The sequence below is a fragment of the Amycolatopsis sp. NPDC003676 genome (genome assembly GCF_053587275.1).
Genome location: NZ_JBSFNS010000156.1, coordinates 1 through 14,896 on the forward strand (window position 1 = coordinate 1; position 14,896 = coordinate 14,896).

The following is a 14,896-nucleotide window of genomic DNA, read 5'->3' on the forward strand; positions in this document are numbered from 1 at the left end:
TCTCCCCCCCCCCCCTTTTTTCCTTTGTGTGGCCCCCCCCCCCTCTTTTCGGGCGCCCGGCCCCTCTCGGGGGGGCGGGGGGCCCCCCCCCCCCCCCGCCGTAGAGAACTCGTCTGTCAGGCAGCGCTCAGCGCGTCCCGCAGCTTCACCTTCGCGCCGGTGCGCATCACCGCGTTGCGGTAGATCCGCGCGGCCAGCCAGATCAGCGCCGGGATGAGCGCGACCACCAGGCCCACCGACAGCACCGCCTCCCACACCGGCACGCCGCCCATCGCCAGCCGCATCGGCATCAGCGTCGGCGCGAACACCGGGATCAGCGACAGCACCTCGGCCAGCGGGCTCCCCGGGTTCGACGGCAGGATCGAAATCCCCACCACGTATCCGGCGATGACGAACATCAGCGCGGGCATCGTCGCGCCGGCCACGTCCTCCTGCCGCGAAACCAGCGCGCCGAGGGCGGCGAACACGATCGAATACATGAAGAACCCGAGCAGGTACCAGACGATCAGCCAGATCACGGTGCCGACCGCCGCGTTCACCGAGATCGTCAGCACCCCGAACCCGAGCCCGGCCGCCACTCCGGCCACGCCGATCGCCAGCATCTGGATCAGGCCGACGGTGCCGATGCCGAGCACCTTCCCGGCCATCAGCTGCCACGGTTTGATCGTCGACAGCAGCAGTTCGACCACCCGCGACGTCTTCTCCTCGACGACGCCCTGCGCGACGCTCTGCCCGTTGAGCATCAGCGACAGGTAGATCAGGATGCCCGCGATGATGCCGAGCACGAGCTGCTGCCCGTTGTAGTCGTACGGTTTCTCGAGCGGCGGCAGTTCGTCGATCGTCGCCGCGGCGGCCGCCTGGCGCACCTTCGCCGGGTCGCCGCCGAGGGATTCGATCTGCTGGTTGAGCGCCAACTGGCCCTCGAGCACGGTGAAGGTGTTCTTCAGCTTCGCGTCCAGGTCCTTCTTCACCTGGACATGGACCCGCTTCGCGTCCTGCACCAGCAGCGCGTCGATCGAGCCGTCCCGCAGCTTCGCCTGGCCGGTCTTCTCGTCAGGGACTTGTTGCGTCGCGACGGTCTGGCCGATCGACTTCCCCGTCGCGGTCAGCGGCTGCGCCAGCTGCGAGGCGGCGGGCACGTAGCCGACCGTCGCGTCGGCACTCCCGCCGCCGTTGAAGAGCTTGAAGACCAGCGCCAGCCCGACGACGATCAGCACCATCACGAGCGTGGTGATGCGGTAGGCCTTGGAATTGACGCGCGTGCTGATTTCCCGCCCGGCCACGAGGCCGACCGCGGACAGCGGGCTCATCTGGACATCGGACCCGGTCATGCCGCGGCCTCCTGGTGCTCGGACACGACGGAACGGAACAACTCGGTCAGCGACGGCAGTTTGCGGGCGAATTCCCGCACCGGGCCGGTCGCCAGCGCGGCGCGCAGCACGGCCTGGTCGTCCGCGCCGTCGGCCAATTCGAGCTCGGTCACCGCTCCCCGGCGGCCGATCACGGTCACGCCGGACAGCCCGGCCGCCCAGTTCTCCGGCGCCTCCGGAGCATCGACGAGCAGCCGCGTCGTCCCGCCCGAGCGCAGTTCCGCCACCGTGCCGGACGCTTCCATCCGTCCACTCCGGACGATCCCGATCCGGTCGCACAGCCGCTCCACCAAATCCAGCTGGTGGCTGGAAAACACGACCGGAACGCCCTCGGCCGCCTTCTCCTTCAGCACGTCGCTCATCACGTCGACGGCCACCGGGTCGAGCCCGGAGAACGGTTCGTCCAGCACGAGAATCCGCGGTTCGTGCACCAGCGCGGCGGCGAGCTGCACGCGCTGCTGGTTGCCGAGACTGAGCTTCTGCACCTCGTCGTCGCGACGGGCGGCCACGCCGAGGCGTTCGGTCCACCGCTCGCTCGACGCCTTCGCCGCGGCGGCGGGCATTCCGTGCAGCCGGGCCAGATACGTGAGCTGTTCGCCGACCTTCATTTTCGGGTACAGCCCGCGTTCCTCGGGCATGTAGCCGATCTGGCGGCGCGTTTCGTGCGTGATCGGCTCGCCCGCGTACCGCACCTGGCCGGCGTCGGCGCTCAGCACGCCGAGCGCGATGCGCATCGTGGTCGTTTTGCCCGCCCCGTTGCTGCCGACGAATCCGAAAAGCTCCCCCGGCCGCACGTCGAACGTCATCTTCTCGAGCGCCACCACGGCGCCGTAGCGTTTGGAGATCCCGTCGATCTCCAGTCCGGGCTCTGGCATGGCCCGTCCCCCTGTTCTTTTCTCCCGGGGTGATCCCCTGCCACCCCACCCGGGATCCTAGGCACTTCGGCACGAGGCCGCCCACCTCCCGAGGTCGCCGCCGCATCCGCCTAAAGTTGCAGGCCGCGCGCGGCACGTAGGATCGGATCCGACATGGCCGACACCACAGGACGCCCCGCGCGCAAACACCACGGGCTGTCCGCCAAAACCCTGCGCAGCCTGGAGCACGCCTCCGGGCGGCTGGCGAGCGCGAGCGTCGCGGAAATGGAACGCCGGCTGGTCTGGTTCGCGCGGCTGCCCGCCGACCAGCGCGCCAGCGTGCTGCTGATCACGCAGACCGGGGCCAGCGGATTCGTCGCGTGGCTGCGCGATTCGAAGGAAGCGCTGAAGCTCACCACCGAAGCGTTCCGCGACGCGCCGACCGAGGTATCGCGCTGGATCAGCCTGCGCCAGGCCGTCGCGATGGTGCGGCTCGCGATCGAGGTATTCGAAGAACAGCTCCCGGAATTCGCCGCTTCGGAAGCCGAACGCGCGGCATTGATCGAGGGAATTCTGCGCTACGGCAGGGAAATCGCGTTCGCGGCGGCCAATTCCTACGCCGCCGCGGCGGAAGCGCGCGGTGCGTGGGACGCCCGGCTCGAAGCTCTGGTAGTCGACGGAATCGTCCGCGGCGACGCCGAGGAATCGGTCCTGTCGCGGGCTGCGGCGCTCGGCTGGGATCCGGCCGCGGCGGCGACGGTCATGGTAGGAAATCCTCCCTCAGAAGACCCGCCGACGGTGGTTTTCGACGTCCGCGCCCGCGCCGCCCGCGTCGGCCGCGCGGTGCTGCTGTCGGTGCAGGGCTCGCGGCTGGTGATCGTGATCGGCGGCCCCACCGAGGGCGGGCCGAAAGAACGCGAGATCTTGGCCCGGATGTCGACGGTGTTCGCCGACGGCCCCGTCGTAGCCGGCCCGACCGTCCCGACGCTGGCCGAGGCGCACCACAGCGCGGCCGAGGCGTTGTCCGGACTGCGCGCGGTGGTCGGCTGGCCCGGTGCGCCCCGTCCGGTCCGGTCCGACGATTTGCTCCCCGAACGAGCTTTGTCCGGCGACCCCGGCGCGGAACGGCTGCTGGTCGACTCGGTGGCCCGCCCGTTGGAGGAGGCCGGAGCGGCGCTGCAGCGCACTGTTGAGACCTATCTGGACACTGGCGGGGTCCTGGAACGCTGCGCGCAAACGCTGTTCGTGCACCCGAACACGGTCCGGTACCGACTGCGCAAAGCGGCCGAACTGACCGGCCGCAACCCGACCGACGCCCGCGACGCGCTGGTGCTGCGGGTCGCGCTCACTGTCGGCAGGCTCGCTCGCGCTCGCGGGCTTTGGTAACCGCCCCGATGGGGTTTTCTCGGTAGTGCGGTGTGCGGCGGGTTGGTTGCAGCGGTGCTGGCCGGGGGATGCGGAGCACCGCCTGGCCAGCCGAGCCGCGTGGCTCCGCTCCCGCGAAGGTACGTGAGGGGACCCTGAGGGAATCTGATTCCCTCAGGGTCCCCTCACGTACCTCGGCACCGCGCGCCAAGCCCGCGCGCCAGGGCGAGGGGCACCGGGGCGGGGGCGAGGATCCCCGCGCGCTAACGAGAAAGCTCTGGGCGCATCTGACGCACCCAATGTGGCATTCGGTGCGTTACGCGCACCCAATGCGGCGTTCGGTGCGCTCAACGCACCCAATGTGGCATTCGGTGCGTCGCGCGCACCCAATGCGGCGTTCGGTGCACCCCAACCACCCCACGCCGCTGTGGGGCCATCCGCGCCCGAGCCCCTCCCGCGCCCGGCGGAAGCGCCGCGAACCTCCGGCCCACGCGCCGCGCACCCTTCCGCCGGGGCGTGGCGGGTGACAGACTTCACGGCAAGCGCTGGTTGAATCCCACAAGGCGGATGGGTTAAGGGCCGGGTTCTCCGGCGGGTCTTTGGAGGTTTCCTCCAATTCCGCCGCGCGGACTTGGTGACCGCCCGCAGCCGAAGCCCGAGGGAACCCGTGGTCTCATAGACAGCGTGACAGTTGCAGTCCTCTCCCCCGGCCAGGGTTCCCAAGCCCCCGGCATGCTCGCCCCGTGGCTCGAGCTCGACGGCGCACGCGCGCGCGTCGAAGAGTGGTCCGCCCGCTGCGGGCTTGACCTGATCCGGCTCGGCACCGAGGCCGGAGCCGAGGAGATCCAGGACACCGCTGTCGCGCAGCCGCTGATCGTCGCGCTGTCCCTGCTGTCCTTCGAGCACCTGCCCGTCGCCGACGACGCGCCGGTCGCCGGCCACTCGGTCGGCGAATTGGCCGCGGCCGCGATCGCCGGCGTGCTCACCCCCGCCGACGCGGTCGCGCTCGCCGCCGTCCGCGGCGCGGAGATGGCCAAGGCGTGCGCGCTCGAACCGACGTCGATGGCCGCGGTGATGCTCGGCGACCCCGAAGAAGTCGCCGCGTGGCTGGAAAGCCAGGGCCTCGCCGCCGCGAACCGCAACGGGGCCGGGCAGATCGTCGCGTCCGGGTCCGCCGCCGCGATCGAGAAGATCATCGCCGAGCCGATGGAGGGCACGAAGATCCGCGCCCTCAAGGTCGCCGGCGCCTTCCACACGCCCTACATGGCCCCCGCGGAAGACGCCTTGCGCGAGCACGCCGCCGGTCTCTCCCCGGCCGACCCGACGCGCCCGCTGCTGTCCAATGCCGACGGTCAGGTCGTCACGAGCGGCGCGGAGTACCTGCGCAGGCTCGTCGCCCAGGTGACCCGCCCGGTCCGCTGGGACCTCACCATGGACGGGCTCGTCTCGCTCGGCGTGGACCGCACCGTCGAACTGGCGCCCGCGGGCACCCTGACCGGACTGGTCAAGCGGCAGCTCAAGGGCGTCGTCACCACTACCACCGCGCTGAAGTCGCCCGCCGAACTGGCGGCGCTGCGCGAGGAGGACGCCCAGTGACCGCCCGCCCCACCCTGCGCCTCGCCCAGGGCGCGCCCGCCGCCCGCATCCTCGGCTTCGGCAGCTACCAGCCGGACCGGATCGTCACGAACGACGACCTGTCGCAGGTCATGGACACCAACGACCAGTGGATCCGCGACCGCGTCGGCATCATCGAGCGGCGGTTCGGCGAGAAGGACGACGTGCTGGTCGACTACGCCGTCGCCGCCGGGGCCGACGCGCTCTCCGACGCGGGCCTCGATCCGTCCGAAGTGGACACGGTCATCGTGCCCAACTGCACCATGCCCTCGCAGATCCCTAACGCGGCCGCACAGGTCGCCTCGCGGATCGGCGTGCAGAGCCCCGGCGCGTTCGACCTCAACGCCGCGTGCGCCGGATTCTGCTACGGCCTCGGCGTCGCGTCCGACCTCGTGCGCGCGGGTTCGGCGAAGAAGGTCCTCGTGATCGGCGCGGAGAAGCTCACCGACGCCGTGGACCCCACCGACCGCGCGAACGCGATCATCTTCGCCGACGGCGCGGGAGCCGCGGTGGTCGGCGGGTCCGAGGAACCGGGCATCGGCCCGGTGGTGTGGGGCAGCGCGGGCGACCTCGTCGACCTGATCTACATGCGCGACCACCAGTGGATCTACCAGGAGGGCCAGTCGGTCTTCCGCTGGGCGACCACGCAGATCGCGCCGATCGCGCTGCGCGCGCTGGAGGCCGCCGGGCTGCAACCGTCCGATGTGGACGTGCTGGCCCCGCACCAGGCGAACCTCCGGATCGTCGAGTCGATCGCGAAGAAGCTGCGCGCCAAGGGGGCGCGCGAGGACCTCGTGGTGGCCGACGACATCAAGTACTCGGGCAACACCTCGTCCGCTTCGATCCCGATGGCCCTGGACCACATGCGCAAGGCGGGAACGGCGAAAAGCGGCGACGTGGTGCTGGCGGTCGGCTTCGGAGCCGGGCTTTCCTATGCCGCGCAGGCGTTCGTCCTGCCCTGAGCGATACTTCCCCCGCGGGCGCCGTGCCCGCGAGCGGACCCGCAGAAGAACCGAGAAGGGAACAACACCGATGGCTGACAACACTGAGATTCTCGCCGGCCTCGCCGAGATCGTCGAAGAGGTCGCCGGCGTGGCTCAGGACGACGTCACCGCCGAGAAGTCGTTCGTGGACGACCTGGACATCGACTCGCTGTCGATGGTCGAGATCGCCGTGCAGGCCGAGGACAAGTTCGGCGTCAAGATCCCGGACGACGAGCTGGCCAACCTGAAGACCGTCGGCGACGCGGTGAACTACGTGTCCGCCAACTCGAAGTAAGTCCTCTTCGTACCCGGGCCCCGGTCCGGAGCCGACCCTTGGGGAGACTCCCATGAGCAACATCGACGTCGTGATCACCGGCATGGGCGCGACGACGCCGCTGGGCGGGGACGTCGCGTCCACCTGGGACGGTCTGCTGGCCGGCCGCAGCGGGATCAGCACGATCGCCGCGGACTGGGCGGAGGAGCTGGACCTGCCGGTCCGGATCGCGGCGCAGCTCGCCGTCGAGCCGACCGACATCCTGCCCCGCGTGCAGGCCCGGCGGCTCGACCGGTGCGAGCAGGTGGCGATCATCGCCGCCCGCCAGGCCTGGGCCGACGCCGGGTTCGCCGAGCAGACCGACGAGCACACCGATGTCGAACCGGAGCGCCTCGGCGTTTCGATCGGCACCGGGGTCGGCGGGCCGGTGACCCTGCTGACCCAGAACGATCTGTTGCACCAGCAGGGTCTTCGCAAGGTGTCGCCGCTGACCGTGCCGATGCTGATGCCGAACGGCCCGGCCGCGCACGTGGGCATCGACCTGAAGGCGCGCGCCGGGGTGCATTCGCCCGCGTCGGCGTGCGCGTCCGGGGCCGAGGGCATCGCGAACGGCTACGAGATGATCCGGTCCGGACGGGCCGACGTGGTGGTCGCCGGCGGTTCCGAGGCCTGCATCCACCCGATCACCGTCGCCGGGTTCGCCCAGGCGCGCACGGTGTCGACGCGCAACGACGACCCGGCCGCGGCCTCGCGTCCGTTCGACGTGAGCCGCGACGGCTTCGTGCTCGGCGAGGGCTCCGGCGTCGTCGTGCTCGAGCGGGCCGACCGCGCGAAGGCCCGCGGCGCGCGGATCTACGCGAAGCTGGCCGGCTACGGACTGACCTCGGACGCCTACCACATCACCGGCAACCACCCGGAGGGCATCGGCCAGATCGCGGCGATGCGCGCGGCGATGGCGATGGCCGGACTGTCCCCTTCGGACATCGGCCACGTGAACGCGCACGCGACGTCCACTGTGGTCGGAGACATCGGCGAGGCGGCGGCGATCCGGTCGGCGGTCGGCGAGCACCCGGTGGTCACCGCGCCGAAGGGCGCGCTCGGCCACCTCGTCGGCGGGGCAGGCGCGGTCGAGGGCATCGCGACGATTCTCGCGCTGTACGAGGGCATCGTCCCCGCGACGCTGAACCTCACCGAGCAGGACCCGAAGGTGCAATTGGACGTCGTGTCCGGGGAGAACCGCAAGGTCGAACTCGCCGCGGCGCTGTCCAACTCGTTCGGTTTCGGCGGGCACAACACCGCGCTGTTGTTCACACCGGCGAACTGAGTTCCTCTTCACGGTGAAGGGCCCCGCGGAAATCTCCGCGGGGCCCTTCACCGTTTCAGCACTTGTCGTGTTCGGTGGCGGTGCTGTCGACGGTGTCGATCCGGTACGAGCCGTGCTCGAACTTCATCGGCAGCACCAGCCGCCAGTTGATGCACTCGTGCGGGAAGTCGCCCGGGGCCTCGTTGAGCGACTGGGTGCTGGTGAACCCGACCAGCGCCCGCAGCGTGCCCTGCGCGCCCGGTTCGATGCGGTACAGCATGATGTTGACGTCCTTCGTGGACTGGAAGTTGCGGTGCCAGTCCACTTCCGGCGTCTTGCTGCGGCGCGCGTCGCTGACGGTTTCCGTCCAGGCGTCGTAGTCCTTCTTGTTGAGCGCGTTGAAATAGGCCTGCAGCACGGTGCGGACGGCGTCGTCCTGCGGGTGGTTCTCCGCGTCCGGGGCGACCCCGACCTGGACCGAGCCGGACTTGTCGGACGGACCGCCGCTGGTCGAGACGGGCGGCGCCATGGCCTCGCCGTCGGCCGGGTGCGGGGACTCGGGACGGCGGTACAGCTCGCGGGCGAGCAGACCCCCGGCGACGGTGATGGACAGCACCACCACGAGCACGGGGATCAACCACCGCTGACGGGACGGCGGGGCCGAAGGAACGCTCACCCGGGTGAGGGTACCGCTTTCGTTCACCCGACCTGGTGCAGCCAGGTGACCGGGGCGCCGTCGCCCGCGTGCCGGTACGGCTCGAGCGCCTCGTCCCAGGCCGCGGCGAGGAGTTCGTCCAGTTTGTGCGCAAGGGTCTCGCCGCCGCGGGTCATGCTGACGAGCGCGCGCAGCTGGTCCTCGCCCACGACGATGTCGCCGTTGGCGCTGGTGCGGCCGTGCCAGAGCCCGAGACCGGGCGCGAAGCAGAACCGCTCGCCGTCGACGCCCGCGCTGGGCTCCTCGGTGATTTCGAAGCGCACCATCGGCCACGCCTTGAGGGCGCCGGCGAGTTTGCCCGCGGTTCCCGCGGGCGCGCTCCAGCTGCATTCGGCCCGGAGCTGTCCCGGACTGGCCGGCTGGGCCGTCCACTTCAGCTCGACCCGGGCACCAAGGGTGCCCGAAATAGCCCACTCGACGTGCGGACATACCGCAGACGGCGACGAGTGGACGTACACCACGCCTCGGGTGCTGCCACGGGTGCTCACTGCTGACCTCCGCTTGTTCGACGAGGGACGTCTTCCCCTACGACCTCTCGAACCCTGCGCAGGTTGCGTAGCCTCCACGGCAGTTCCCGACCTGTGTAGCACATTCTGCACCCCAACCGTGCCGTTTGGCCACATGAACACCACAAGTCGCAGCGGACGACCCATTGTGGTGAGCCACGCCGACGCGAGGGCGCGGAGCACGGTTCCGGCGGCCCGGCACGCTAGCGTGGTGCACCGGAAACGCTGCGGATTCGACAGGAGAGTTTCGGTGCGATTGGTCCGTCTCGGGCAGCAGCCCTCGCGCGTCGCGGAAGACGTGCGGGCCGCACTGGCCTCCCTCGGCCGGGGGAGCACGGTGATCGGCGGCGTCGCGCTCGTCGGAGCCCGCCCGACCGGAGACCGTCCGGTCGAGGCGGTCGTGGTGCTTCCCGCGGGCGTGCTCGTGGTGATCGGCGTGGACCTGCCCGACCCGGCGCTGCGCCTCGAGGCCCCGCTGAGCGGACCGTGGAAGGCGGACGGCTGGCCCCTCGTCCACGGCGACGACGTCAACCCCGCCACCGAAGCGCTCGACCTGTCCCAGGAATGCGAACGCCGCATCGCGGAACTCGGCGGCGGCCCGGTAGGCACGATCGTGGCGGTCGGCCCGTACGTCGAGACGGTCGACCAGCCGCCAGGAGACCTCGCGGGCCCGGTCCGGGTCCTGCACCCGACGCCGACGACCATGCTGGCCGCGACCGTCTCCCTCGCGACGGCGCGGCATCCGCGTTCGGTGGACCAGGCGCGGGCGTTGATCTCCGCGCTGGCGCCAGACGCGCCGGAGCTTTCGGACGAGGTTTTGCGCGGGGAGGGGTTCGTCCGGTTCGCGGACGACGTTCCGGTTCCTCCTGGGCCCCGGTCGCCTGGGGTCGGTGGTCCGGCTGGTGCGGGGGCTGTCGGCGCTGGGGCAGCGAACGTGGCCTCGCCTGGCGGTGCCGCGACGAATTCCGTCGCTTCACCTCCCGCAGGTGCGGGGGCGAGCAGCGCGAACGGGACCTCCGGCGGAGCCGCGGTTGCGGGGCTCGGCGCTGTCGCGGCAGGAGCGGCGATGTCGGGCGCCGCCGGAACCGCCGCCAAGCCTGATACCGCTGGATCTGCCGCCGCCGGTTCCGGCGCACCGGGTTCGGGCAACACTGCTACTGGTTCGGCGCGTGCCAGCGCTGTCAGCTCCGACGCCGCGCAAACCCGCACCGTTCAACCGGCCGCGGATTCCACCGGCAGTTCTGCTGCTGCCAGCTCCGCTGAGGCCCAAACCCGCAGTGTCAAACCGGTGGCCGGTTCCGCCGCCAGCTCCGGCACGGCAAGTTCCGGCGCAGCCGAAACCGGCGCCGTTCAACCGGCCGCGGATTCCACCGGCAGTTCTGCTGCCAGCTCCACTGCAGACCAAACCCGCGCTGGCGAACCGGCCGCCGGTTCCGCCGCTGGCGTCGGCGCGGCCCGAGCCGACGCTGTCGGGCCGGGCGGCACAGTCGCTCCCGGCGCGGCCCCGCCCGGAACCACCGAATCTCGTGCGGCCGGGTCGAGCGCCACCGGTCTCGGCGTGGCCGGTGCCAATGTCGCTGGGGCCAATGCCCCGGCCGGAAAAACCGCCGCGGTTCCCACGGCAAGTCCGGGACCGCAAGGCCCGGCCGGCGCGGGCAATCCCCAAGGGCTTCCCGTCTTCCCCGGTGCCGCTCCGGGATCGGCTGGCTCCGTGCCGTCGAAGGGTGCCGCTTCCCCCGGCAATCCTTCCGCCGCACCGAAACCCGCCGCTCCCCCGGTGCCGCGGCCGAAGATCATCGCGGTGCGGCCGCCCCGGCCGGAGATTCCGTCGATCGAGCTGGCGTCGTTTTCCGAGGCACCCACCGAATCGACTGACCCTCCTGAGGCTCCGACGGAGAAGATGCCGTCTCCGGCGAAGCCGCAGGGCGCTGGACGTCCGCGCGGGGCCGTTCCCCCGGTCGCGCCGGAGAAGGTTCCCGGGCCGGGCAGTCCTCCGCGAGGTGCGCCGCAACCTGCGCGACCTGCTCCAGCCGCCGGAGCAGGAACAGCCACCGGCGCGGGAGCCGGGACTTCTGCCCCGGCCGGAGTCGGCGCCGCGGCGGGAACCGGAGCAGCCGCTGGGGCGGGAGCAGGGGTGCCCACGGCAGCGGGTGCGGGCGCCGGGCCGAATACCCCGCCCGGGCCGGGGAAACCGGGATCCCGGACCGTCAAGTGGGTGCCGATCGCGGCGATCGTTTTGCTGGTCGTCCTGGTGGTGTCGGCGATCGTCGTCGCGACCAGCGGCGGCGACGACACTGCCGCCGCTCCGCCTGCCAGCAGTGCGCCGCCAAGCAGCGTGCCGAGTCCGGTGCCGAGCAGCGTCAAGTCGAGCGCCCCTCCGGCGCCGACTCTCACCTTCGAGCCCCGCGCGAACAGCGCCGACCAGAAGTGCGCCTCGCACGCTTTCGGGGACGTCCAGGCGAGCCTTCAGCAGACCAGCTGCTCCGCGGTCCGCCGCGCGAGCTACACGGCGCTCGTGGACGGGCGGCCGGCCGCGGTCACCGTCGCGGTGGTCGAGTTCCCCGATGCCGGACAGGCCAACCGCCTCAAGCAGATCGCCGACAACCCGGGCGGCGGCGGAATCCTGGACGTCGCCACGGAGACCGGCAAGTGGCCGTCAGGCCCGCCGCAGTTCGACGGCGCCGCCTACGCCAGCAAGATCGACGGCAACGGCGTGCGGATCGTGCAGGCGGTCTGGCAACCGGGACCGTCCACTGCGGACGATCCCGGACTCGCCCGCGCCGCGAAGGGCGCGCTCGACTTGCAGCTGCCGTCCTGAGCAACCAGCCAGCCCGCCACGCTCGGATAGCGACTGCCGTCGTCGACGGAGCGGCATTCCCGCTTGTGCTGCCCAGCAGCCGCCAGATCTAGCGTGGCGGCGGACCAACCCTCACTGCCACCCGTGCTCCAACAGGTCGAACGCCACATCCACCATCCGCCGCGGGTCGTCCGAGCGATCAGCCAGCGCGGCCGTCTCCAAGGCGAAATGGGCGAGCACCGCACACCGCGGATCGCCCTCAGGCGCACCGGTTTCCGTCGCGATCACTCGGCTCAGCGTGTGCTCGTGGCCCATCCACATCTTGTGCCAGTAATCCGCGAGCGCGGGCGTCTCGCGCACCAGTCGCAGCAACGGTTCGGCCTCCGCGCGGATGCCGGAGGTCGCCCGGACGTGGATGTGCGCGCGGAGCGCCGCCAGCACCGACGTGCCCTCCGGACGGTCCCGCACTGCCGAGACCAACGCCTCGTCGATCTCCGGTTCCCGGTCGAAGACGAGCGCTTCCTTGGTCGGGAAGTGCTTCATCAGCGTGGTGGTGGACACGTCGGCGGCGTCGGCGATCTCGCGCACGGTCACCTGGTCGTAGCCGCGCTCCAGGAACATCCGCAGGGCAGCGTCGGCCAGCGCCTGGCGGGTCGCCGCCTTCTTGCGTTCACGGCGGCCGGGAACGGGGGCACTGGTCATCCCCCGACGCTACCCGAAGCGGCACAACCACTTAAGCGGCACGACACCGCCCAGCTCAGAGCCCGTAAGCCTCCAGCAGCCGCAGCCACACCTCGCTGATCGTCGGGAACGCGGGGACCGCGTGCCACAGCCGGTCCAGCGGCACCTCGCCGACGACGGCGATCGTCGCCGAGTGCAGCAGTTCCGCCACGTCCTGGCCGACGAACGTGACACCCAGCACGACGCCGCGTTCGGTGTCCACGACCATGCGCGCTTTGCCTTGGTACCCATCGGCGTGCAGCGACGAACCGGCGACCGCGATGTCGATGTCCACGACCCGGTCCGCGGATCCGTCGCGCGCCTCGGTGAGGCCGACTGACGTCACTTCCGGGTCGGTGAACACCACCTGCGGCACCGCGTGATGGTCGGCGGTCGCGCTGTAGCGGCTCCACGGCTCGGTCGAGATCTCCTCGCCGCGAGCACGGGCCGCGACCGAGTCGCCGACGACGCGAGCGGCGTATTTTCCCTGGTGGGTCAGCAAAGCGCGGCCGGTGACGTCGCCTGCTCCATACAGCCAGCCACCCTCCACTGCGGGCACCCGGCCGCTTTCGTCGACCTGGAGCGGACCGTCGGCGGGCAGGCCGAGCACGTCCAGACCAATGGTGCTGGTCGCGGGCGCACGACCGGTCGCGACCAGCAGTTCGTCGACCACGATCTCGTCGCCGCCAGCCAGTTTCAGCTGCGTGCCACCGTCCACAACGGACACTTCGTCCAGCCCGGAGTTGGTGTGCACGCGGACGCCTGCCTCGCGCAAACCGTCCAGGACCAGGTCGCCGGCGAACTCCGGCAGCCGCGGCAACGGGCGGTCACCGGTGATCACGAGGTCGACCTGCGAACCGAGCCGTGCCCACGCCTGCGCCATCTCGACGCCGACCACGCCGCCGCCGAGCACGCCGAGCCGTCCGGGCACCTCGGTCGCCGACGTCGCTTCCCGCGAACCCCACGGCGTAATGGTGTCCAGGCCCGGAATCCGCGGCGTGCGCGGGACGCTGCCGGTGCACACGATCACCGCGTTCCGGGCGGAGAAAACGCGGCCGTCGTCGAGCGTGACTTCGCGCTCACCGGTGATCCGGCCGTAGCCGCGCACGGGTTCGATGCCCGCGCCGCGCGCCCATTCGACCTGGCCGGAGTCGTCGCCCTTGCCGGTGAACCAGTCGCGGCGCGCGAGCACCTTCTCCGGATCCAGCGCGTCGCCGATCGGCACGCCGGGCATCCGCTTGGCCGCGGCGAGCAGGTTTCCCGGGCGCAGCAACGCCTTGCTCGGGATGCACGCCCAGTACGAACACTCCCCGCCGAACCGTTCGTGTTCGAGGAGCGCCACCTTCAGCCCGCCCATCGCGGCCCGTTCCGCGGCCACTTCCCCGACCGGACCCGCACCGATGACCACGACGTCGAAAGTCTCTGCTGCCATGCGCACAGCGCACACCACCGCGCAGGTTCGCGCAAGCCTGCCGGTATTCTCGTACCAGAGCTGCAAGAAACCGGCGGCACCGCGGAAACCCGGGTCGTCGCCGTGCCGGTTGCACGCACGACCACGATCGAGCACGGGAGGCTCCCATGGCGAGGAACACCGCTGTCCGCACTCTGGACGACCTGACCGGCGGACGCGCGGCGGAAACCGTCGCGTTCGCGCTGGACGGCATCGAATACGACATCGACCTCGGCACCCGCAACGCGACCGCGCTGCGGCGATTGCTGGAGAAGTACGCGAAGGCCGGCCGCCGGACGGGTGGACGGAAGCTCCGGCCGCGGCTGATCGCGGGAGCTGCGAAGGCTGGGGCGAAGCCGGTGGCGGAGAAGACCGCCGCGGCGGGCAAGGCCGGGAAAGCCGTTGCTGGCAAGAAGACTGCTGCCGCCAGTGCCGCGAAGTCTGCCCGAACGGGTGGCGCGACCGGGACGGTGAGCCGGACCGCACGCAAGGCTCCGGCCAAGGCCCCCGCCAAGCCGACGAAGGCCGCCGCGACCAAGACTGCCGCGGCCAAGACCACGGCCAAGCCGACGAAGGCCGCGGCGACCAAGACGCCCGCCGCCAAGACGACCAAGGCGGCTGCGGTCAAGGCTCCGGCCAGCAAGACGGCGAAGACCGCGACGGTCAAGACGTCCGCACCCGCGAAGACGGCACCCGCACAGACTGCCCCGGCGAAAGCCACCGCCCCAGCCAAGTCCGCGACGGCTAAGACGTCCGCGAAGGCCGCCCCGGCACCGGCCAAGGCAGCCGCCAAGCCGCGCCGCCGTACGGCCAGCGAGGTGCCGCCGGTGCTGTTCTCCGCTTCCGACAACTGATCCGTCCGTGAGGGGAACCCTGAGGGAATCTGATTCCCTCAGGGTTCCCCTCACGGACTTTCGGCCAGGCTGCACGAATGTGGCTGTCCGG

General features: G+C 71.2%; 13 protein-coding genes. 7 read left to right on the plus strand and 6 right to left on the minus strand.

From position 1 onward, the window contains the following. Nucleotides 1–116: 116 nt before the first annotated feature. Both ACWDNU_RS41870 and ACWDNU_RS41875 read right to left on the minus strand, forming a co-directional pair. Nucleotides 117–1,331, minus strand: a complete 1,215-nt coding sequence (locus ACWDNU_RS41870; RefSeq protein WP_449672928.1) for an ABC transporter permease — start codon at nucleotides 1,329–1,331, stop codon at nucleotides 117–119. Next, on the minus strand, nucleotides 1,328–2,245 hold the full coding sequence (locus tag ACWDNU_RS41875; protein WP_354750835.1) for an ABC transporter ATP-binding protein: 918 nt from the start codon (nucleotides 2,243–2,245) through the stop codon (nucleotides 1,328–1,330). The genes ACWDNU_RS41870 and ACWDNU_RS41875 overlap by 4 nt, the downstream gene beginning before the upstream one ends. 153 nt (nucleotides 2,246–2,398) lie before the next feature. Here ACWDNU_RS41875 and ACWDNU_RS41880 point away from each other — a divergent pair, with 153 nt between their 5' ends. From ACWDNU_RS41880 to ACWDNU_RS41900, 5 genes are all read left to right on the plus strand, one after another. After that, the gene (locus tag ACWDNU_RS41880; protein WP_370939310.1) at nucleotides 2,399–3,610 is read left to right on the plus strand and encodes a PucR family transcriptional regulator; all 1,212 of its coding nucleotides are present in this window, start codon (nucleotides 2,399–2,401) and stop codon (nucleotides 3,608–3,610) included. Between the two features lie 663 nt (nucleotides 3,611–4,273). Next, nucleotides 4,274–5,185: an ACP S-malonyltransferase gene (locus ACWDNU_RS41885; RefSeq protein WP_449672929.1), complete on the plus strand. Its 912-nt coding sequence runs from the start codon at nucleotides 4,274–4,276 to the stop codon at nucleotides 5,183–5,185. After that, on the plus strand, nucleotides 5,182–6,165 hold the full coding sequence (locus ACWDNU_RS41890) for a beta-ketoacyl-ACP synthase III (protein WP_370939312.1): 984 nt from the start codon (nucleotides 5,182–5,184) through the stop codon (nucleotides 6,163–6,165). The genes ACWDNU_RS41885 and ACWDNU_RS41890 overlap by 4 nt, the downstream gene beginning before the upstream one ends. A 70-nt stretch (nucleotides 6,166–6,235) precedes the next feature. Further along, a complete protein-coding gene (locus ACWDNU_RS41895; protein ID WP_037820481.1) occupies nucleotides 6,236–6,481 on the plus strand; it encodes an acyl carrier protein in 246 nt (81 codons plus the stop codon). A 52-nt stretch (nucleotides 6,482–6,533) separates the two neighbouring features. Next, complete coding sequence (locus tag ACWDNU_RS41900; RefSeq protein WP_354750838.1) at nucleotides 6,534–7,784, plus strand: beta-ketoacyl-[acyl-carrier-protein] synthase family protein; 1,251 nt, start codon at nucleotides 6,534–6,536, stop codon at nucleotides 7,782–7,784. A gap of 55 nt (nucleotides 7,785–7,839) precedes the next feature. Here the strand turns inward: ACWDNU_RS41900 and ACWDNU_RS41905 are convergent, their stop codons facing one another. Continuing rightward, nucleotides 7,840–8,439 (minus strand): hypothetical protein, encoded by a 600-nt coding sequence (locus ACWDNU_RS41905; protein ID WP_370939314.1) that lies wholly within the window; start codon nucleotides 8,437–8,439, stop codon nucleotides 7,840–7,842. A 23-nt stretch (nucleotides 8,440–8,462) separates the two neighbouring features. After that, the gene (locus tag ACWDNU_RS41910) at nucleotides 8,463–8,966 is read right to left on the minus strand and encodes a DUF3145 domain-containing protein (RefSeq protein ID WP_093576929.1); all 504 of its coding nucleotides are present in this window, start codon (nucleotides 8,964–8,966) and stop codon (nucleotides 8,463–8,465) included. Between the two features lie 268 nt (nucleotides 8,967–9,234). Here ACWDNU_RS41910 and ACWDNU_RS41915 point away from each other — a divergent pair, with 268 nt between their 5' ends. Continuing rightward, nucleotides 9,235–11,802 carry a hypothetical protein gene (locus ACWDNU_RS41915; RefSeq protein WP_449672930.1) on the plus strand — a complete coding sequence of 856 codons (2,568 nt, stop codon included), beginning with the start codon at nucleotides 9,235–9,237 and terminating at the stop codon, nucleotides 11,800–11,802. A gap of 111 nt (nucleotides 11,803–11,913) precedes the next feature. Here the strand turns inward: ACWDNU_RS41915 and ACWDNU_RS41920 are convergent, their stop codons facing one another. Both ACWDNU_RS41920 and ACWDNU_RS41925 read right to left on the minus strand, forming a co-directional pair. Continuing rightward, a complete protein-coding gene (locus tag ACWDNU_RS41920) occupies nucleotides 11,914–12,483 on the minus strand; it encodes a TetR/AcrR family transcriptional regulator (protein WP_449672931.1) in 570 nt (189 codons plus the stop codon). A gap of 55 nt (nucleotides 12,484–12,538) precedes the next feature. Further along, entirely contained in the window at nucleotides 12,539–13,933 is a 1,395-nt protein-coding gene (locus ACWDNU_RS41925) for a dihydrolipoyl dehydrogenase family protein (RefSeq protein WP_449672932.1), read from the minus strand. A 146-nt stretch (nucleotides 13,934–14,079) separates the two neighbouring features. Between ACWDNU_RS41925 and ACWDNU_RS41930 the strand changes: the two genes are divergently transcribed. Further along, nucleotides 14,080–14,805: an Lsr2 dimerization domain-containing protein gene (locus tag ACWDNU_RS41930; protein ID WP_449672933.1), complete on the plus strand. Its 726-nt coding sequence runs from the start codon at nucleotides 14,080–14,082 to the stop codon at nucleotides 14,803–14,805. Nucleotides 14,806–14,896 lie beyond the last annotated feature (91 nt).

Coding starts and splice junctions, on each gene's coding strand:
- ACWDNU_RS41870 (WP_449672928.1), bottom strand. CDS start 1,331: ATGACCGGGTCCGATGTCCAGATGAGCCCGCTGTCCGCGGTCGGCCTC.
- ACWDNU_RS41875 (WP_354750835.1), bottom strand. CDS start 2,245: ATGCCAGAGCCCGGACTGGAGATCGACGGGATCTCCAAACGCTACGGC.
- ACWDNU_RS41880 (WP_370939310.1), top strand. CDS start 2,399: ATGGCCGACACCACAGGACGCCCCGCGCGCAAACACCACGGGCTGTCC.
- ACWDNU_RS41895 (WP_037820481.1), top strand. CDS start 6,236: ATGGCTGACAACACTGAGATTCTCGCCGGCCTCGCCGAGATCGTCGAA.
- ACWDNU_RS41900 (WP_354750838.1), top strand. CDS start 6,534: ATGAGCAACATCGACGTCGTGATCACCGGCATGGGCGCGACGACGCCG.
- ACWDNU_RS41920 (WP_449672931.1), bottom strand. CDS start 12,483: ATGACCAGTGCCCCCGTTCCCGGCCGCCGTGAACGCAAGAAGGCGGCG.
- ACWDNU_RS41925 (WP_449672932.1), bottom strand. CDS start 13,933: ATGGCAGCAGAGACTTTCGACGTCGTGGTCATCGGTGCGGGTCCGGTC.
- ACWDNU_RS41930 (WP_449672933.1), top strand. CDS start 14,080: ATGGCGAGGAACACCGCTGTCCGCACTCTGGACGACCTGACCGGCGGA.